Annotated in this window: 22 protein-coding genes, 1 other RNA gene and 1 pseudogene; 11 read left to right on the top strand and 13 right to left on the bottom strand. The window is 58.9% G+C overall.

Features of this window, described 5'->3' with window-relative positions; translation table 11 throughout:
• Positions 1–242: 242 nt before the first annotated feature.
• The gene (gene fur, locus RT131_RS02305) at positions 243–653 is read right to left on the bottom strand and encodes a ferric iron uptake transcriptional regulator (protein WP_313170219.1); all 411 of its coding nucleotides are present in this window, start codon (positions 651–653) and stop codon (positions 243–245) included.
• A 104-nt stretch (positions 654–757) separates the two neighbouring features.
• Between fur and bamE the strand changes: the two genes are divergently transcribed.
• The gene (bamE, locus tag RT131_RS02300) at positions 758–1,150 is read left to right on the top strand and encodes an outer membrane protein assembly factor BamE (RefSeq protein WP_313169868.1); all 393 of its coding nucleotides are present in this window, start codon (positions 758–760) and stop codon (positions 1,148–1,150) included.
• A gap of 21 nt (positions 1,151–1,171) precedes the next feature.
• Here the strand turns inward: bamE and RT131_RS02295 are convergent, their stop codons facing one another.
• Complete coding sequence (locus tag RT131_RS02295) at positions 1,172–1,429, bottom strand: RnfH family protein (protein WP_313169866.1); 258 nt, start codon at positions 1,427–1,429, stop codon at positions 1,172–1,174.
• Between the two features lie 3 nt (positions 1,430–1,432).
• Entirely contained in the window at positions 1,433–1,861 is a 429-nt protein-coding gene (locus tag RT131_RS02290; protein WP_313169864.1) for a type II toxin-antitoxin system RatA family toxin, read from the bottom strand.
• Positions 1,862–1,911: 50 nt separating this feature from the next.
• On the opposite strand from RT131_RS02290, the gene smpB reads away from it, so the two are divergent.
• Both smpB and RT131_RS02280 read left to right on the top strand, forming a co-directional pair.
• Positions 1,912–2,415 (top strand): SsrA-binding protein SmpB, encoded by a 504-nt coding sequence (gene smpB / locus RT131_RS02285; RefSeq protein WP_296246245.1) that lies wholly within the window; start codon positions 1,912–1,914, stop codon positions 2,413–2,415.
• Positions 2,415–2,834 (top strand): GNAT family N-acetyltransferase, encoded by a 420-nt coding sequence (locus RT131_RS02280; RefSeq protein WP_313169861.1) that lies wholly within the window; start codon positions 2,415–2,417, stop codon positions 2,832–2,834. The genes smpB and RT131_RS02280 overlap by 1 nt, the downstream gene beginning before the upstream one ends.
• On the opposite strand, the gene RT131_RS02275 is transcribed toward RT131_RS02280, so the two are convergent.
• Complete coding sequence (locus tag RT131_RS02275) at positions 2,831–3,349, bottom strand: hypothetical protein (RefSeq protein ID WP_313169860.1); 519 nt, start codon at positions 3,347–3,349, stop codon at positions 2,831–2,833. The two genes, RT131_RS02280 and RT131_RS02275, sit on opposite strands and share 4 nt — an antisense overlap.
• Before the next feature lie 241 nt (positions 3,350–3,590).
• Between RT131_RS02275 and RT131_RS02270 the strand changes: the two genes are divergently transcribed.
• The 3 genes from RT131_RS02270 to RT131_RS02260 all read left to right on the top strand — a co-directional run bounded on the left by RT131_RS02270 (position 3,591) and on the right by RT131_RS02260 (position 5,564).
• The gene (locus RT131_RS02270) at positions 3,591–3,863 is read left to right on the top strand and encodes a DUF6713 family protein (RefSeq protein ID WP_313169858.1); all 273 of its coding nucleotides are present in this window, start codon (positions 3,591–3,593) and stop codon (positions 3,861–3,863) included.
• 417 nt (positions 3,864–4,280) lie between these two features.
• Complete coding sequence (locus RT131_RS02265) at positions 4,281–5,033, top strand: hypothetical protein (protein ID WP_313169856.1); 753 nt, start codon at positions 4,281–4,283, stop codon at positions 5,031–5,033.
• Between the two features lie 48 nt (positions 5,034–5,081).
• Positions 5,082–5,564, top strand: a complete 483-nt coding sequence (locus RT131_RS02260; RefSeq protein ID WP_313169854.1) for a hypothetical protein — start codon at positions 5,082–5,084, stop codon at positions 5,562–5,564.
• 24 nt (positions 5,565–5,588) lie between these two features.
• Here the strand turns inward: RT131_RS02260 and RT131_RS02255 are convergent, their stop codons facing one another.
• Complete coding sequence (locus tag RT131_RS02255) at positions 5,589–6,875, bottom strand: HEPN domain-containing protein (RefSeq protein WP_313169852.1); 1,287 nt, start codon at positions 6,873–6,875, stop codon at positions 5,589–5,591.
• Between the two features lie 159 nt (positions 6,876–7,034).
• On the opposite strand from RT131_RS02255, the gene ssrA reads away from it, so the two are divergent.
• The 3 genes and pseudogenes from ssrA (at position 7,035) to RT131_RS02240 (ending at position 10,056) form a co-directional block, all read left to right on the top strand.
• Positions 7,035–7,388, top strand: a transfer-messenger RNA (tmRNA) gene (gene ssrA / locus RT131_RS02250).
• A 104-nt stretch (positions 7,389–7,492) separates the two neighbouring features.
• Positions 7,493–8,766 (top strand): annotated as a pseudogene (locus tag RT131_RS02245) (integrase arm-type DNA-binding domain-containing protein).
• A 570-nt stretch (positions 8,767–9,336) separates the two neighbouring features.
• Positions 9,337–10,056 (top strand): SGNH/GDSL hydrolase family protein, encoded by a 720-nt coding sequence (locus tag RT131_RS02240; protein WP_313169851.1) that lies wholly within the window; start codon positions 9,337–9,339, stop codon positions 10,054–10,056.
• A gap of 915 nt (positions 10,057–10,971) precedes the next feature.
• On the opposite strand, the gene RT131_RS02235 is transcribed toward RT131_RS02240, so the two are convergent.
• The 6 genes from RT131_RS02235 to RT131_RS02210 form a co-directional block, all read right to left on the bottom strand.
• Positions 10,972–11,334: a hypothetical protein gene (locus RT131_RS02235; protein ID WP_313169849.1), complete on the bottom strand. Its 363-nt coding sequence runs from the start codon at positions 11,332–11,334 to the stop codon at positions 10,972–10,974.
• Positions 11,334–11,801 carry a hypothetical protein gene (locus tag RT131_RS02230; protein WP_313169847.1) on the bottom strand — a complete coding sequence of 156 codons (468 nt, stop codon included), beginning with the start codon at positions 11,799–11,801 and terminating at the stop codon, positions 11,334–11,336. Before RT131_RS02230 ends, RT131_RS02235 begins: the two co-directional genes overlap by 1 nt.
• Positions 11,798–12,502: a holin gene (locus RT131_RS02225; protein WP_313169845.1), complete on the bottom strand. Its 705-nt coding sequence runs from the start codon at positions 12,500–12,502 to the stop codon at positions 11,798–11,800. Before RT131_RS02225 ends, RT131_RS02230 begins: the two co-directional genes overlap by 4 nt.
• Positions 12,503–12,570: 68 nt before the next feature.
• Entirely contained in the window at positions 12,571–13,392 is an 822-nt protein-coding gene (locus RT131_RS02220; RefSeq protein WP_313169844.1) for a hypothetical protein, read from the bottom strand.
• Positions 13,393–13,498: 106 nt separating this feature from the next.
• Positions 13,499–13,858 carry a hypothetical protein gene (locus RT131_RS02215; RefSeq protein ID WP_313169842.1) on the bottom strand — a complete coding sequence of 120 codons (360 nt, stop codon included), beginning with the start codon at positions 13,856–13,858 and terminating at the stop codon, positions 13,499–13,501.
• 83 nt (positions 13,859–13,941) lie between these two features.
• Positions 13,942–14,721: a hypothetical protein gene (locus RT131_RS02210; protein ID WP_313169840.1), complete on the bottom strand. Its 780-nt coding sequence runs from the start codon at positions 14,719–14,721 to the stop codon at positions 13,942–13,944.
• Between the two features lie 258 nt (positions 14,722–14,979).
• On the opposite strand from RT131_RS02210, the gene RT131_RS02205 reads away from it, so the two are divergent.
• A complete protein-coding gene (locus tag RT131_RS02205; protein WP_313169839.1) occupies positions 14,980–15,204 on the top strand; it encodes a hypothetical protein in 225 nt (74 codons plus the stop codon).
• A 1,916-nt stretch (positions 15,205–17,120) separates the two neighbouring features.
• On the opposite strand, the gene RT131_RS02200 is transcribed toward RT131_RS02205, so the two are convergent.
• Entirely contained in the window at positions 17,121–17,480 is a 360-nt protein-coding gene (locus RT131_RS02200) for a DUF488 family protein (protein WP_313169837.1), read from the bottom strand.
• Between the two features lie 534 nt (positions 17,481–18,014).
• Positions 18,015–18,185, bottom strand: coding sequence for a hypothetical protein (locus RT131_RS02195; protein ID WP_313169835.1), 171 nt, complete (start codon positions 18,183–18,185; stop codon positions 18,015–18,017).
• A 3-nt stretch (positions 18,186–18,188) separates the two neighbouring features.
• On the opposite strand from RT131_RS02195, the gene RT131_RS02190 reads away from it, so the two are divergent.
• A partial coding sequence (locus RT131_RS02190) for a hypothetical protein (protein WP_313169833.1) occupies positions 18,189–18,465 on the top strand: 277 nt, incomplete at its 3' end.

The following is an 18,465-nucleotide window of genomic DNA, read 5'->3' as shown; positions in this document are numbered from 1 at the left end:
CCTGCCGAGCATGGCTCGGCACTACAACAGACCTGACAGTGCCTTGGGAAAGCCCCTGCCGAGCATGGCTCGGCACTACAACAGACCTGACAGTGCCTTGGGAAAGCCCATGCCGAGCATGACTCGGCACTACATGCCAGCCCTTGGCCTCTGGCATAGGGCCGGACACAAACAAAAACACCGGCCATTGGCCGGTGTTTTCAATTCAACAGCAACAGCCCGAAGGCTGCGCCGCCAACGCCTTACTTACGCTTTTTGCGCACGTAGAGCACCAACGAGTGCTCTTCCAGCTCAAAACCGTGCTCCGCCGCGATCTTCCGCTGCAGCTCCTCGATTTCCGGGCTTTCGAACTCGATGATCTTGCCCGAGTCCACGTCCACCATATGGTCGTGGTGGCCGCCGCGGTCCAGCTCGTAAACCGCCTGGCCGCCTTCGAAATTGTGCTTGAGGACCAGCCCCGCCGCCTCGAACTGGGTCAGCACACGGTAAACCGTGGCCAGCCCGATCTCATCACCGCAATCAAGCAACTGGCGGTAGATGTCCTCGGCCGTGAGGTGGTGTTGGTGGGGGGTGTTCTGTTCAAGCAAGGCAAGGATGCGCATCCGCGGATGCGTTACCTTCAAGCCGACTTTGCGCAGGTCATTGGATTCCATAGCCATCGTGTTCATTGGCGGTTTAACGCCAGTTATCTCCGGTCAGATCGCGCTGGGTGCCGGGGAGTGTATCATCGACCCGATTTCCTCAACTGCCCTAGCTAATGCGCAACCTCCTGTTGATCGCCGTTGTCGCCCTGTCCACTACTGGCTGCGGCATCATCTACAAGCAGCCCATCTATCAGGGCAACCTGATCCGTGAACAGTCCGTGGCGCAGTTGCAGGTCGGCCAAAGCAAGCAGCAGGTCAATGCCCTGCTCGGCACGCCGTCCATTGCCGACCCGTTCCACGCCCAGCGCTGGGACTACACCGCCAGCCAGCGCGTGAACCGCCTGGGCAAGACCGAGGTGAAGAACTTCACCGTGTTCTTCGAGAATGACCAGGTCACCCGCTGGGAAGGCGACTACTTCCCGACCCAGGATGCCGACCTCGCCCGCAACAGCGTGCGCCAGTTCGGCCGCAACCTGGCCAAGGACAAGAAGAAGGGCGGCCGCTGATCCAGCGCACCCGCCGCAAGATCAATCGCCGCCGCGCGCTCGCCGGCGGCGATTTTCTTTGGGATCGGCCAGCAAAGGACGCAGCAACTCCACCCGGTCACCGTCCTGCAGCAACTGCTGAGGACGCGCCAGCACGCCGTGCACCGCCATTGCCACCGCTTCCGCAGCGCCGTCCAGCGCCGCCTCGGCCACCGCATCGGCGACCGTGCAGCCTTCAGGCAACTCCAGCTGCCGCTGCTGGTAACGGTCCGGCCAGGCCAGCACCACTTCCACACGCATCGCTCAGGGCTCCTGGTCGGCCACGCGCACGAAATCGTTGACCATGCGGTCGGCCAAGCCCTGGAATCCCAGCGCCAGGGCCGGCCCCAGCAGGCGTGAGGTCGGCTCAAACTCCAGCTCGAGGCTGACCTTGCAGGCGCTTTCGGACAGGGAATGGAACTCCCAGCGGCCATGCAGGCGCTTGAACGGGCCATCACGCAGCTTCATATCGATGCTGTGCGGGCGTCGCAAGCTGTTTTCGGTCATGAACCAGGTACGGAACGAGCCCAGACCCAGATCCAACCGGGCCACCAGGCGATCCTCGCCCTGCTCCAGGATCTCCGCCTTGTCACACCAGCGGAACCGGCCCGGGTAGGCGGCAACATCATTGACCAGGTTGAACATGCGCTCGGCGGAGTGTTCGACCAGCGCGCTGCGACGAATGGTAGTCATGGCAATACAGAAAGTGTTCGGGGAGCCCCCGAATCGGAGACAATACGGAAATGAGCACGAAACACAGCAAGGATAAAGCAAAGAACGGGACGGCCGACAAAACCATCTCGTTGAACAAGCGCGCGCGCCACGAATACCACCTGGAAGAGCGGGTCGAAGCGGGCCTGGTGCTGCAGGGCTGGGAGGTCAAGGCCATCCGCGCCGGTCGCGGCAACATGACCGACGCCTACGCCTATGTGAAGGACGGCGAGATCTACCTGATCGGCGCGCAGATCACACCGTTGATCCAGGCATCCACCCACACCATTCCGGAAGACCGCCGGCAGCGCAAACTGCTGCTGCACCGTCGCGAGATCGACAAGCTGATCGGCCGCGTCGAGCGCGACGGCTACACGCTGGTGCCCACCGCGATGTACTGGAGCAAGAACAAGATCAAGCTCGAGATCGCACTGGCCAAGGGCAAGCAGAACCACGACAAGCGCGACACCGCCAAGGAACGCGACTGGGCCCGCGAAAAGCAGCGCGCGATGCGTGCCCACAACCGCAACGCCTGATGTTGACGCAGCGCGCGATGCAGGTCGCCAGCGCGCAGGATGCGCAGGCGCTTTGTTCGCAGCTGCTGGCCTTCAATCGCAAGGCCAGCGGCAATAGTTTTGATGAGCTGCCCCTGCAGCTGGCCAGCCATGACCCGGACGGAACGCTGCGTGGCGGATTGCTCGGCGACATCTGCGCAGGCTGGCTCGCCATCCATGTGCTGTGGGTTGATACGGAACTGCAGGGCCAGGGATTGGGCAGCCAATTGCTGCTGGAAGCCGAGCAACAAGCCAAAGCCGCAGGCGCACATAGCGTGGTGCTGGACACCTTCGACTGGCAGGCCGAAGGTTTTTATCTTCGCCACGGCTACGAGGTCTTCGGCCGCCTGCCCGATTTTCCGCCCGGCCATGAGCGTATCTACCTGCGCAAAAGGCTTTAACCCATCAGTATCCGGCGCAGATCGCTTCGCCGGGTTCCGGGCGACTGCAAGGCCGCGTACAACACGCTCAGGTTGACCACCTCGCCCAACTCAGGCGCTTTGCGATCATCGCCACCCAGCCACTGCCGTGCATCCTCGGCAGCCTCTGACGGCAACATGGCCAGAATCGCGGCATCGTCCAGATCATCAACCTGTGACTGCAGCGCGCGCGCAAACCGCAGCACCCGCCCGGTATGCACCACCAGCTGCGCCAAACCCAAGGCCATCGCCACAATAGCTACCCGCTCGACACCCGCAGGCGCGAGCCCGGACCAAGGCGACTGCAACAACAAAAGCAAAACAACAGCCAACAGATAGGCGCCCAACCAGCGCCGGCGCACCTGCCTAACCCGGCCCAGCAGCACGCCACACAACAACAGCACCAGCGGCGCAAACTGCGGCCAATAGCCGTGTCCAAGCCACGCCGCGATCAACACCACACCCATCAGCAACACGTAGAGCAGAACAGGCGCCAACGCCCGTTGCCGAAACCCGGCCCCGACTCCAGCCGCCAACAATCGCAGGTTGCGCGGATCGCGCTGCTGCATCCCAACCCTCTGCTCGTAAACGTGATGGCCACCATGGTCCGTCGGCGGACGTCGCAGAAAGGTCGGCACGGCGTTAAGTCTCACTCTGCGTGTTCAAGTTGATGCGCAGCCGCAAGTAGTCATGGAAATGGTTGCCTAGACTAGCGCCCCATCAAGGAGTTCTTTGACGATGGATCGCTGGTACACCGCAACACTGCTGTCGCTGATCATTCACCAGATAGATGCCGCCTACTGGTACGAATGGGACATGTTCCATGTGCCCGGCGGCATTCAAGGCTTTCTGCTGTTCAACGTCCTGGCAGCGGGCCTGCTGCTGCACGGCTATCGACAAGTGGTACTGGCTACGCATCAAGCGCGGCGTTATGCCTGGCTCTGTGGCGGCATTGGCGCCCTGACCGCCCTGCTCCATGCAGGCTCCGCCGGGTTCAAGGTCATACAGTGACAATGGCAACTAGCGATCAGGCGATGGCATCGGCCATCCCCGTCTTCCGAAGGGGCCCCTCAGCTCTCGCAGAGCCAGCGCGAACCACGATTGACACCTTTCGCCAGATAGCGATAAACAAGCCGCGACACACCCGCGTTCAGCTTTCCCCGAAGTGTCTACGACCAGACGCTGGCGCCGGAAGGCCGCTGGCCTCCATTGGCCGCATGACTCAACTCCAAGCTGTCCCAGATCGTTGTTTCTCCGCAGCTCCCAGTGGAGACTTTGGATATCATTGTGCAGCAGCTCGGAGAATGAACTGTTGTGAGCCCTCGTTGCAAACCACTGCTATGAGTTGGTGCCGAAGAATGAATTGAAAACTTCCAGTTGCAGTCTCGGACATATATCCAAAGCACGCATCCACTCAAGGACGATTCAATGAAAACGAAGATCGTTGTGCTATCCGTCATGGCGGCCGCAACAGTAGGTATCACAGCACACCTGATTTTTAGAGCCGAAGAACCGTCTAAACAGGAAGATGCTGCCGCCCCCACCCGCACCACTTCACATACACGACAAGCAGCCAGGCCTACCGAACCCATTGCAAATCCAGCGATTCCCCAGCTTGCTCGCGGAGACTACGCGCAATTGAGCGCTCAGATGACCCCGGAGGAGGCGCGCGTCATCGCGAGCGCGATCCTTAACTGCAGCGCCCTTTATTACGCAGCTGCACAACAACCAAATCAAGAGACAAAATCAAAACCGCAGAAAGAAATTGAAGATAACTGCGAGCGCATGAAAAATGAGTTCTCAGTCTACGACTTGGCCAAATATGCAGCACAGTCGGGCGACACCCAGGCTCAACTCGAATTCTCCGCTCTAGCAGCAGGAGCCTTCGAAGATGAGAAAGCAACAATGAATACCGAACTCATGGATGACTACAAAAGTTCCACATTGAGTTTTCTCGAAAGTGCTAGAAAAAGTGGAAAGATCGAGGCACTATCAAGGCTATCCGCCAATTACGCATCCGGCCAATTTTCAGACGCAGACCCTGTACTTGCATATGCCTATGCAAGCGCTTACGCCCGAAAGTCGGGCACTGAACTCTCACAGAAGCGAGCAAAGCAACTTTCAGCAGGCCTAAGTGCAACGGAGGTGGCGCAAGCAGACAACTTAGCACGCAGCATGTAGCAGAGAACAACAATATCTGGAAGCTCCATAGCAACCAAAGGAAAGTGGATGACGAGCAAGCTCAGAAAAGCCACCTTCTATCTGCTACTCCTCGCGGGAATTTGCGCCTCTGGTTATGCCGTTGCAAAATGGGTCGGACAGTACTATTGCGGATCAACCTGCAATTTCAACCAACCCCTACCCGACGGCTACGGCTACGGCTACGGCTACGGCTACATATTCATATTTACAGATGTTAATTTGGATGTTAGTTCCTGGGTAGCCTCACAAGGCAACCCAAACACAGTCAAGCTTTGCAACGGTAGCGAATGCACCTTGTACCGCTACGTTAAGCTCTCTGGCCAATGGCAACTCGTAAGCAAGTACTTCAGCACTTGGGTTGGAACCACAATGTATCCCGACGGCGGCGCAGGGGGGGCAAGTGTGGCGGGGGACAAATTGGTGGAGCGGTGGGGGCTGGGATGTTACAGGTTACAAACCATCAATGGTTCCAGATGCTGGCAAGAAGCTCACCGCCGCTTGGGACTGTAAGTCAACGAGCGGCGGCTACTGATTTCACCGACCGTCCTTTTGAGCACCCGAGAGAAGAAGAACTTCATGGACCAAGACTCTTCCACATATCTTGTGGAGCTTGTGAAAGCGGACCCCTTCTTCCACAGTCAGTCGACTTCGCCCTTGATGCACGATTTCACATCGAACTTTGTATATCTCTTTGAACGACACTAACAGCTCCCGACGCTCATCAGCGCATCGTGCAATCAAATAGGCACAGCGGTTACCGAGGAGCGCCCCTAACCCTATGGTATCGGACTCCGTTTTCTCGCCCAATAGTGTTTCGATCGCCACCGTGGCTTGGACATAGCGGAGGATGGGATCTTGTCCTAGATAGCTGTCCAACAACCACTTGCTACCGAGCACCATATTGCCATGGAGACGCTTGCCTTCCCTTTTCCTGAGCATCCTTCCAATATGCTGGAAGGTAACTTCCGCTGCCTCAATCGATTGGTTGTGCCTGGCGAACGCGTACTTCCCGCTCAGAAAAACACGATCAATCAGCTCGGATAGAGAAGGGTCGATCGGCCCGGTCTGGATGAGTTCCCATTGTTCGGAAACCGTTTGATGAACTGCGTATTTCCGAGCTAACGGTCTGCGATTTGCGCGGAGCGGGGGAATTGCGACTACTCCAAAACCAATAAGTGCACCAATAAATGCCTGCAGGTCTTCAAAGATGTCAGCGAGTGTTTCTGTGTGTCCAAACTGCCCAACAAAACCATCGAACTCAATTTGAAGGAAGATCGCTTCTTCGCCCGCCCCGGGAACGTCGAAAAGCGCACCAAGGCAACCAGCGGGCTGCAGAGGCGTGTGCGCAGACGAGAACTCGCTACCTTTCACCAGTCTGATTCCGTCGCCGACGACGATAGAGCTCTCCCCAACAGTGAGCAGATCGACCAACGCCCGTGGCATCTCAACAGTCAGGACGTATCGCCTTGGAAAACTATTCAATGCGTCGATCACGTTGGCAGACAACGCACCAACATCCTGAATTATTTCGGCAACCGGCCTTTGCCCCCTTCCTCCCAATGAGGCCGGTGCTAGTCGTCGGAAAAGCTCGTCGAAAACGAAATTTGAGACAGGCAACTGACCTATGACAGCGCCTAACGCAGTCTGGACCTGCTTACTTGGCACTCGCTCCAATTGCTCGAGTCTCTCGTAAGAGTCGTAATCAATGACTCCCGTTTCGTCACATGTCGCCTGCATCAGAATCTGCGAAAGCAGCTCTGCCATCCGCGCTTTTGCCTGCGATGAAAGCTCCAATGTCCCTCCCCCTATGTTCGCCATCATTGGCTGCAGGCCAGAGTTTAGGGGCGAACCGGAAAACCGTCGCAGGAAGACGTAGTGACTGTTCAGGCTTTTAGCTGTAGGATTCTTGTCGTCAGCGAGGTCTTTAGTCAGCTTTTGGTCAGTCCGGGGCTAAAAACCGTTACAAATCAACGCTTAACCGGGGGTGCACTGGTTTCGACGGGGGTTGTGAAGTCGCTTGGCGCATGCCGAGGGGGTAGCTTTCCTCGTAAATCCAGCTGCAAAACTCTAGTTGCCAACGACGACAACTACGCTCTCGCCGCTTAAGGCGTAAGCCCCGAACCCACTTGTGCCCGTGCTCGTGGATGTAGGGTCATTATCACGGAACCGGCTGTGACGGCTGCCTGTCAGTCACGGCTTAACCAAAACAGGCTGGTCCTGGGGTGCGCTTTGCACACCGTGCTGCCACAGGACGAGACCCAACGGTGAGCTAAGCATGTAGTGCCGGGGATGGAGTGCCTTCGGACGGCGGTTCAATTCCGCCCACCTCCACCATTAGATGGACCGTCAAGGTCCCGATCAGGCTGGAAACCCAATAGCAGCACGGGTTTCCGGCCTTTTTTGTGTCCGCGTCTGTGCGCCTTTGTGCGTTTCAGTCTATGCGACGGTGGGGGTACAACATGGGGTATCTGGGGGTTACCCCGGAGTCGATACCCCCAATACCGCCCGAGTCCACATGCCCCTGTCCGATCTCGCAATTCGCCGCGCCAAGCCCGGTGACAAACCCCTGAAGCTCTCTGATGGCGGCGGCCTGTACTTGCTGCTTCAGCCGACCGGTGCGCGCTACTGGCGCTGGAAGTACCGCATAGCCGGCAAGGAGAAGCTCCTCGCTCTGGGCATCTACCCCGATGTCCCGCTTGCCCTAGCCCGCCAGCGCCGCGAGGACGCCCGCCAGTTGCTGGCCAGAGGTGTCGACCCCGGCGAGCACAAGAAGGCGGCAGCCGCTGCCCGCGCCGAACTGGGCGCCAATACCTTCGAAGTGGTCGCCCGGGAATGGCTGACCAAACGAGACTGGGTGGACAGCTACCGGATCAAGGTCGCAGCCTGGCTCGACAACGACGTGTTCCCGTGGATCGGCAGCAGGCCGGCGGCAGAATTGGAAGCCACCGACTTCCTGGCCGTTGCCCGACGAGTCGAAGGCCGCGGCGCCATTGAGTCCGCCCACCGGATCATGCAGAACTGTGGCCAGGTCATGCGGTACGCCATCGCCACCGGCAGGGCCAAGCGAAACCCGGTGGCCGACCTTCGCGGCGCCCTCGCCTCGCCGCCGGACAATTCCTTCGCTGCGGTCACCGACCCAGACGAGCTCGCGCCTTTGCTCAGGGCAATGGATGGCTACAGCGGCACGATGGTCGTCAGGTGTGCGCTGCAAATGGCGCCTATGGTCTTCCTGCGCCCCGGGGAGCTGCGGCAGGCCGAATGGGCCGAGTTCGATATGGACGCGAAGACCTGGACCATCCCGGCGTCCCGCATGAAGATGCGCCGGCCTCATTTGGTGCCGCTGTCCGACCAGGTGCTGGCAGTGCTGGAAGAGATCAAGCCGCTCACCGGCCGGGGACGCTATGTGTTCCCGTCTGCTAGATCCCGCGACCGGCCAATGTCCGAGAACGCGGTCACCGCAGCACTACGCCGCATGGGCTACGAAACCGGCACAGTCACGGGCCATGGGTTCCGCGCCACCGCACGGACCATTCTCGACGAGGTGCTGGGCTTTCGGCCTGACATCATCGAGCACCAGCTGGCGCACGAAGTGCGTGATCCCAATGGCAGGTCCTACAACCGGACCTCACACCTGCCGGAACGCAGGAAGATGATGCAGGAATGGGCTGATTACCTGGACAAGCTGCGGACTCAGCCGGCCAAGTCCATATAGTCGTCGTCCCAGCGGGCAGCCATCGCCTCGAACCTGGCCGCCTCTCTGCGCAACCGATCAGCCCCGGCCCGGCTACGCGTCCGGCTACGCCAATCACCGGATGCCCAGGCGTCCACCTGCCGGGCTTGTTCCCACAATGATGCCGCCCGCTTTCTTGCCCATTGGGCCTTCCTGCTTGTCGTCATGGGGCTGATACTGGGGCCGGTCAATCGCAAGAGTCGCGACGCCGGCAACGCGGGCTGAAGGCAGTGCCGAGCCAAGCTCTGCAGTCCCGGGCGGAATAGATCGAGGAATAATTTGCAGTCGGAATTGTTGTTCCGCCGCATTGCCGAGCTTGGCTCGGCACCTGCCAGTCTCAAACAGTGAGCCGGCCCGGCTGGATGATCCAGCGATGGACAACATCCCCTTGCCGTTCGCCTGGAGCGACCACCACGTCCGCTGCACGCGCAAGGTTCATACCCGAGACATGGCGAATTCGTTCCACGATGACCCTGCGCTGGGCATGTAGAATCTTAACAAGTGCCCAAGTCGTCGTCGCCAATGTCCCCCTTTTATTGCTTACCCGCATCCTTGGCCATTCTCGTATCGTTTGCCGCTTCTGCATCTCCACCTATCGATGAAACCACAAGACAGATTGTCATTGAGGAGTACGGAGATTCGACAACTGTTGGTTACACAGCAACCAGCGCGGGAACGATCATCGCTGCGATAAACGAGCCAAATACCCTTCAGCGCCTGTTACGAGAAGAGTTTGGAGAGCAAGTCGTAGTTCGAAATATGGGGATTGGTGGAATTCAGTCATCGGATGCGCTCCATGGAACCGATGGAATTCATCAGGCTTGGGATTCAGTCATGAAGACCTCCCATGCACAAATCGTAACTTTGAACTTTGGTTTAAATGATGCCTTCTTTTTCAGCAAGCCAGCAGAAGGTAAAGCAAGTGTCTCCCCGGCAGAATTCAAACAGGTCATGCTCGAGCTGGTGACCATCGCCCAACGGAACGGTAAAAAGGTGGTCCTCTATGAGCCGAATCCGTCCTGTCACCCCGCGCGCGAACAATCACTCAAGTACTACGTTACCCACCTTGACGAGCTTGCCTCGGAGAAATCAATTCCCCTGGTTTCGCAGTACTGGACCTTTGCGAATGATCCGAATTGGCGAACAAAGCTTTCCGATTGCACCCATCCGATTCCCGCCATATATGAGATGAAAGGCCAGAATGCCTACCGGGTCCTAAGGACAATAGTTAACGAAATGGCCACAGCCTCTGAAGTCAACAAACGGAACTAGTCAGATGTCCGCGTAGTCGTTACCGGCCATATTTGTACCCCCACACGTCGATGAATCCACCAGCTCCGGTCGGCGTAGACACGTACTGATAGGTGAGCGTCCTACCTTGCACTGCAGCGAGGATAGGCGTTCGCTGATTTGCTAAGCATGTGTAACGCGAAACGGCGCCCACATTCCCAATCTCTGGGATGTCGATGAACAGCTGCAGATCAGAGTTATTGATCGTGTTGGCAATGACATAGGTCGATGTAATAGGCACGACTCCCGTCAGGGAAACGTTCCTCCTTGTCGTTGCCGACCCACTGGAAAGCACTCGGAACGGGGCTGATGCATTGGTTACATAGTCGATCTGGTCGGCGTTCTGTGCGAAGCAGAAAACCCCTCCACCACTGTCTGTAAGTACGCTGCCGAGGTAGCGGCGAGAGTTATCCCCCGTCTTGGCCCGGGCCATCCCGCTGTAGGGTGAAGAGGGCGCTGTAGTTACCACCTCTACATCAGGGGTGCCGCCGCTCACGAATAGGTAAACGTGGTGCCAAGTGCTTGGCGCGAGCGACAACCCAGACTTGGTAATTGCCGAAGGGACCCCAACGCCCCCCCACCAAGGCTTGGGATGTAAGCATCACCACTCGAAACGATGATCTGGCTCGCTGAGCCCCACTGCATCTCAAGACCGTCGATATAGCCCTTGGGAACGAGGAGTGAAACTGCTCCGGTCTGCCCATTTACACTCTGCACCGGCGCAGCCGCAGCCGCCTCACTCACCGTTGTGTACTGCGTGTGCGGATCGGCCTTGGCCACGTGCGCGGCGACAGCCGCTGTAGCCCGAGCATCGGACCGAACATCGGTGTAGTACAGATTGTCAGCGCCCTCGCCCAGATCATCCGTCGTCGCGGCGCTGGTGCCAGCAAGGCACCCCTAGCCATCGCGCGCCGTCTTTTGCAGCGTTCCGCCGCCGGCATCCGAAAGCTCGGCAAGTGCAACGGTTGGATCGCCGGCAACGCCATCGCCGTTCGTGACAGCGATCCCCTCCCCCTGCGCTATCGAACGTTGATGCCAATCACTATCAGGCCCGCGCGTCGCAAACCCGTTACCGACGAGCTTTGCCAGCTTCTGGATGTTGGCCGGGACCTCGCGGATCAGCTTCCACACGGTTGCGGCCGGGCGGGCAGTTTCGGGCTGGGTGGCCGGCGGGGTCGTCAGTGTTGGCGCTGCCGTAGCCGTCGGAACACGGACAACGCGCCCCAACTGGTCCTTTAGCTTGATCTTGCGAGCGGCCATCAGCCTTCCCGGTCCGCAGCGATTACGGCTTGGCAGGCGCGGAGCTGGTCATCGGCTTCGCGTCCGACTCGAACAACAGCTCCCGCAAGCTCTGCTCGGCGCGCGGCGAGCGCATCACGTTCGAGGGTGCCGGCGGCAGCTTCGGAGAGGCGCTGGGTTTCACAGCCCGCCCATTCGCGGCGCAGCCGGAGCCGATCAGCGTCAAGGTCAGCTACAACAGCAGCAGGGACGGCCTCGGCCGCGGCGCGGCCTTCTTCATGCTTTTCTCCGATGGTGGCCAGGGCGTCGGCCTGCCGGTGTTCGGTGGCGCGCACCTGGGTTATCTGCTCCACAGCGGCGGCACTGGTGCTGGACTGCTGCAGGGCCTCTGCGCCATCTGCACGGTCGCCGCGCCACGCCCAGCCGGCGGCGAACATGCCAGCCGACCACAGGGCGAAAGCTGCGATGGCGATCAGCGCCCTGTTCACTGGCGGTCCTCGCACATGGCCCGCTCGTCGGCCCGGCGCAGGACCAGGCCGCGCAGCTCCCGACCGCCGGCGCTCTTCCACAGCTCGGCACACGCCCCCGGCCAGTCGTTGGCCAAGGCCAAGCGCTGAAGAGTCGACCCGCAGACGGCCTTCGGGCCGAGATTGAATGCCGCCGAGGTGAGCGCCGATTCCACGTGGACCAGCTTGGGCATCGGCAGACAGCGGTTCACCGCCTCGTTGGCGATTACCAGGTCCGCCTGCAGCAGCTGATCACATTCGGCCTTGCTGTAGCGCTTGCCCGGCACGATGTCCGAACCGGTGTGGCCGTAGCAGACCGTCAGGACGCCGACGGCGTCGCGGTAGGGCTCGTAGCGAACGCCTTCCCACTTGGCGACCAGTGGCGTGACCAGTGCGGCGACGCCGATGGACAAGGCGGCAACGATGCCCAGCACCGGCTTGGATGCCGTGCCCTTCTGGCGGTTGCGGCAGTCCGACATCCGGGCCTCATGCTCAGCCGTCTCGCGTTTGTCCTTGCGGCGGTTGAAGTACCACTGCATAGCCAGGCCGGCGATAACGCCGATGATGCCCAGCCAGGAGGCAATGTCGTTGGCCGAGACGCCGCCGAGGAATGCCCCGGCGCCGCTGGTATAGGTGATCTCCTTGGCCACGCCCGCCATGGTGATTTCCGTCTGCTCGTTCATGCCCTGTCCCGGTTGGTTTGGGACATGCTGAGCTGGCAGGAAGGGCGTTCAACGGGTGCTGTGCCTTACTACAAATCCCATTTGACTCCCAAGAGATTGTTCTTCCCGTGTAACTCACCCACAAAAATCCCGAGCTTCGGGTCGAAGGTCATTACTCGCTTCGCCTGTCCATCTAACGAGCTAAGTATCAAATCCTTCCCATCAAGAGACCACTTCATCAGCCGCTCTGCCAAAGGATCATTAAATACGCCACCGCGACCGATGAGGGTTCCATCTTTGTGAAACTGAAACAGAGCAGAGAACTGAACCTCGATGCTAGAGGTCTTTGAACCGAAGTGGTCGCCGATAATAAAATTGGCCATGGCTGAGTCGCACTCGCGCATATCAGCGTCACGGAGCCACACATTCATTGCTTCCAGCTTCCGGAGCTTACGGCCAGCAACAGCAACTTCACTCTCCAGCGTATTGCACTTAGAAACTCTAGCGGACAGTGACTGCCTTAAGGCAATCACCTCGTCAATATCGGCCGCCTGCCCCTCCTTCGATTCGACTTCCCTTGCAATTCTGCCTCTTTCCAACCACAGGTTGAACCAATGGACGGGGATGCCGACAACTATCGGCCAGAGAAAAGTCATCAAGACAGCCACGCCAGCCGGAATCAAACCCAGGTGGAGCCATCCGTCCCAAGATCCCTCATAGATCACGTGGCGAATATAAAAGAACTTTTCAGGAATAGTCATCCCCGACAAGATGACCATTACCAGTTGGTAATTAGCTATCAACCAAGTCAGTGCAAATGAGCCCAACAAAGGATTGGCCAGTCTTGCCTTGATTGCTTCTTTAAAGCCCTCTGCCGTTTCATCCACAGCCCCAGTCAAATCCGTTGTCATATCCACCCCTGTTGTCCATTCGAGGTACGAATTCTAGGTGGAACCTGAATAGAAAAGAAGAAACCCCGCTTTCGCGGGGTCAAACTCATTTCGAATCGCACAGAAATCAAGCCGAAACAGGGGCCTTGGGCCTCGCCATCTCGGTCTCGATCTGGCCCAAGATTCGCAGGATCTGCTTTGTGCGCTGGCCTTGTGCAATCGCTTCAGCAAGCTCCACCTGTACGGATAGCTTATAGTCCGCCTTTACTCGCGCGGCTCTTGATGAGTTCATCGCTGAAGCAAGAGCTCCTGCGGTCTTCCTCAGTCGAGCCAGGCGGGGCTCGGCCCCACTCACTTTCCACTCGCTCAGTCGCGCTGAAAGTTCATGATGAGTGATGTGGTCCATGCTGCGTCCGCCGACAGACTCCGGCAGCCGCTCTGCCAAAGGAAGTGCAGCATGGAAAGCCGCATAGTAAGCGCGACTCATAGATGACCTCAGTTGAGTTTCATCGGACTCACTACACGCGAGCGCCGCAGCGTATGCCTTCAGATCAGCGACAGTAATCGCCATCAGTCATCGACCCTACCGGCCACCAACGAGAAGGCGACCGTGCCAGCACGTTCGATCGCGAGCTCACGCTCAGCCAATTCCACAAACAGTTTCCATTCAATATCCGACACAGTGTCAGAATCCTTGTCGACCTTAAACTGATACATTAGCCCCGCCATCCCCTCTTCATAAGGAACGACTGAAGTTTCGATCCCATTTGGACACGCATTAACAGAACGCAGGTACTGATGCGCATACCCAACCGCTTCGGCGATCGCCCGCTCAGAAACCTCCGACTCGTTCATCGATGATCGTTCCAAATCCCGAATCGCAAGCGCGCAAGGAAACGGCGTGGAAGTGGCCGCATTCAAGCGATCAAGCTCCGACGCCAACTTGGATGCGGTGAATATCCAGCCTGCTGCGACCAACAGCGAAGAGGTAGTCCGTACTAACTCTGGATCATTCCTAAGCATCGGCAAGAAACGGTCGAACTGCTCCTTCAGTTTCTCGGTGCGCCCCAGGCCGCCCAGAAAAACCAGATGACGCTGCACGGTATCCGCCTTGTCACTGGCATTGACGAATGCGGCTTCAAACAAGCGGTCCTGCTCAGCAAAATCTTGGCGCAAGGCTGCAATGTGCGCCCCCGCTTCGTACCAATCGGAGATGTCTATCTTTTTAAGCGGAGCGGCATCACGCTCAAGCTTCTTAATTTCAAACTCGGATATTCCATGCGAAAGCGCGTCTACCAATCTCTCGAGTAGGTCGTTGAATATCGTCTCTGGTGCCAGTTGAGTCGTCACAGTTCCGTCTATCCCCAGTATTCGCGTGCTGGTCGTATGGCATTAGAAGTCAAAAGCCATGAAGCCAGCATGACGCCCCCGTTCCCGCGAGTGGCGCGATTGTTAACCAGATGTGTACCGATCTTCAATAGCAAATCTCATTCAGGCTTGATTCCGACATGAAGTCGCCGACCAACGGGCGTCCTACGTAGGGTTTGCCCTTACAGCCGGATCGGCGTCTTCCCGGATATTCTGCTTGGGTCAACCAAGGAGAAGGTAATGAGCGTAAGCGAACCCAAGCCCGACGAGGCCCTTGCACGGGCGATCTTCACAGCCGCCGCCGCACAGGCGATTGCCGGCGAGCCATCCGGCGCCGATTTCGAGGGAATGGCTGCTTATGCCTTCAAGGCGGCGCGCGCCTATGCCAGCGCTCAGAAGGCAAATAAGCCGCCGTCAATAAGCGCGATGGCCGCACGCGGCGCAATGGTGCGCCGGCGCCCGTAGTTCTCCTCCGCCTCAACAGGCAACGCCCCAAAAGCCCTGTTATCCTCCGCCCAACGGTACGGATGGCAGAGCTTTGACGTGAAGGACTGGACGAAAACCGAGTACGGAACCCCAAGGTCCTGGAACGAGATCCAGCGGGAGAAGCGGGAGGAACAGCTGGCCAAGAACAGCTCCAGCCCGATGTGGGCGCTACCGGGCGTCCTTGCCTTTGGAACCCTCTCTTTGGGCTGCGTCCTCCACCATTAGATGGACCGTCAAGGTCCCGATCAGGCCGGAAACCCAATAGCAGCACGGGTTTCCGGCCTTTTTTGTTTCCGCGTCTGTGCGCCTTTGTGCGTTTCAGTCCATGCGATGCCAGCGGTACAACTGAAAAGCCCCGCGCTGGGCGGGGCTTCTATCGCAATACAGGCTGGCAGCGCCCCGTTACGGGCAAACCTGGCTGACCTGGGTGGCGCATTGAAGGCCAGGCCCCGAAGCCGAATACATACCCGTGCAAGTGAGCTTCACTGCGCCAGGCCCGGTCGATGCTGTCTGCTGCCCAGCCACCAGACTAACTGACGTGCCAGGCCCCTGAACTGCACAGCGCCCCGTGCCACTTTGAGCACCAGTAATCGAGGTGCATGTTATTAGAGCGGCACTTTTCACCGCAGCCACGCCAGCCGTTGATCCACCGCTGGCTGCAGAGGCATTGACGGACTGTTCGGGCAGGCAGGCAACGTCATCGATCGTCGCTACGCAGTCCAGGCGTCCGTAATTGAAGTCATATTGCCCGGTACACGTCAGCTTGACGGGACCCGCGCCGGTGGTCCCAATCGACTGCCCCTGTTTGACCATGCCGCTCCAACCAGGCGCGGTAATCACACATCCGTAATTGGTCCCCATACTTGCGGTTGCCGATGTGCAAGTGACCATCGAGGCTGAAGTGGCATTGCCGTTCCCCGAATAGCCCCCTGATGTTGATGATCGAGAGCTGATGGTTTGAACCGCGGCGCTCGCCGAGCCCAGCGTAAGAATCCCTGCAACAAAGATCGCAGCACACATCGCGTAACGTCCATTTATTCTCATTGCTCTCACCCTTAAGAGTTGAACTTCCGTTTTCCAGAAACTTCGCTGCCAGCAACCAGATCAGGCACCGAGGACAGTGCAGGCTGCTGGCAGGCCGATTCTGCCCGCTGTGTGAACCCCATTTTCTGGCACCCGTCCCACAACTCAACATCCGAGCAGATCAGAAGCACTCGGACTCCACAGGCATCAATGACCAACGCATTAAGTCGACGGCCCACGTCTTGATAGACATGAAATGCCAACTCCTGACCCGCAGGCGTGCATAGCCACGAATAAGCGCCCACGCCCAACGTACGTGAAGGCGGGCCAGTTCGTGCGGCAACTCAACATCCGGGAACGATCGCAATCCGCGACCCATCCAGGTTTGATCATCCGAGCATGTAACGCAGATCAAATCGGGAAATCCCTCGACTGCGAGCGCTCCAGAAAAAGAAAAGCCGGAAGGCCTCCTGTGATCGCCAGAATCGCCGAATGGGACTCTCCATCGCTCAAGAGTCCAACGCATGTCCAAGACAGTCATCAAGCGCCGTCACGCGGCGCATTTGAATCAATCAGGTCGCTGCTGTGATCGGCTCATGTGGTTTGGTCAACCGGTCCACTTTGCCCGCCTACACGGATTGGCCATCGATCAGACCGCGGACAGGCACTGCCGTGCCAAGCACATGAAGTCCGTTGCGATGGAGGTTCGCACAACGCGCAAGACATTGCCGCTGCCTGCCATTGCCGCGATCAGCACCGGAGTCCGCTATCGGCAGAGAGCTACCGACAGCACGCCCAGATGGAGCGTGCCACCGCTCGATAGCCGAAGCACAACCATGCGCCAAGCGTCCCCGATGATTGGCAATGAATGCCTACCGAGCCTGCTTGGGCTCATCGTCCAGCAATCTACGAAGTACCACCGCTTCGTTGTGCACCTCATCCTTGGCCGCGTACACAAGTGTCAGGGCTTTCTGCCTGGCGATGGCCTGAAGCTCCGGCCATGCTGGGTTTCCTTTCAGCTCCAGGCGGTAACGACGCGTGAACTCTGTCCACTTCTGCGGGTCGTGCGCGAACCACTTGCGCAGCTCAGTTGATGGGGCGACTTCCTTGAGCCACAGATCGATCCTGGCATTTGCCTTGGACAGCCCGCGCGGCCAGAGTCGATCGACAAGAACCCGGTAGCCATCGCCCATCCCCGGCTCATCGTAAGCTCGCTTCAGCATCACATTCATAGCCCCTCCTTGCGGTGACAAGGGAAACACCATTGGCCCTGCCGGGACGATGATGAACCTCGCAAACCACCTGACGCTACGATTTTGGCATCCAGGGCGCCTTGCTCCAGTCATGACCGAAACGACCGCTACCTTCAGCCTGACCACAACTGCCCGAGCTGCGCAGGACAGATGAGCGGCACGGCATCGGCGATGGCGTTGGGATCAACAACGCATCCATTTCGGCAACGCCCTTGCCGAATGGTCAGGCGCGTCGGGTCCGCACGTTGCGAACACGGCATATGACACCCTCGTTCCGCGACAACTGGGGCAGGCCGCGCGACTGAAGCCCGGGAGCTCCGGAGGGAGCGCCATATCGTGGCTTTCCACCAAAGCGTGACTGCCAACTACTTGCCGAGCCAGCTACATCAAGACTACGCATTGACCCGGCTGTGGCCGCGCATGTGTCTCCAAGAAGACCCAGCCAGCACACGTGCCAAGGCAGCGCCCGGCACGGACCAAGGGACCGTGCCGAAGCGCCTGGTTGGAGGTGAGTTACTGCTTGATGCCAAGCACCGCCGACGGCAGCCAACCACGATTTCCCATTTCATCGTCGACTTCGATCATTCCACCATTGCGCCCCCCTGTGGGGTAGGCGAGCATGCCAGGCTTGAGTTCCGCCACCACAGTCGACTGACTGTCGGGCTGGGTCAGCAATCGAGCCATGCGATGCAACATCATGGTTCCCGCAGTGGCGGCCATCTGGCCACCGGCGACAACATTCTGGCCTACAACCTGCTGCGCCACCTGCCCCGCTGCGCCAACCATGCCACCCTGCTGGGCAACCACACCCATTGCAGCCTGTGCCACACCCGCACCAATGCCCTGACCTGCAACCTGCTGTACCACTTGGCCGGCAGCCCCCAGCATGCCGCCCTGCTGCGCCACAGCGCCCATCGCAGCCTGCGCAACGCCCGCACCAATGCCCTGGCCTGCAACCTGCTGT

The organism is Stenotrophomonas sp., from assembly GCF_032066555.1.
In the GTDB taxonomy this organism is placed as follows: Bacteria; Pseudomonadota; Gammaproteobacteria; order Xanthomonadales; family Xanthomonadaceae; genus Stenotrophomonas.
Note: the sequence above shows the minus strand (reverse complement) of the source record. Positions and strands in the feature narration are given on the sequence as shown.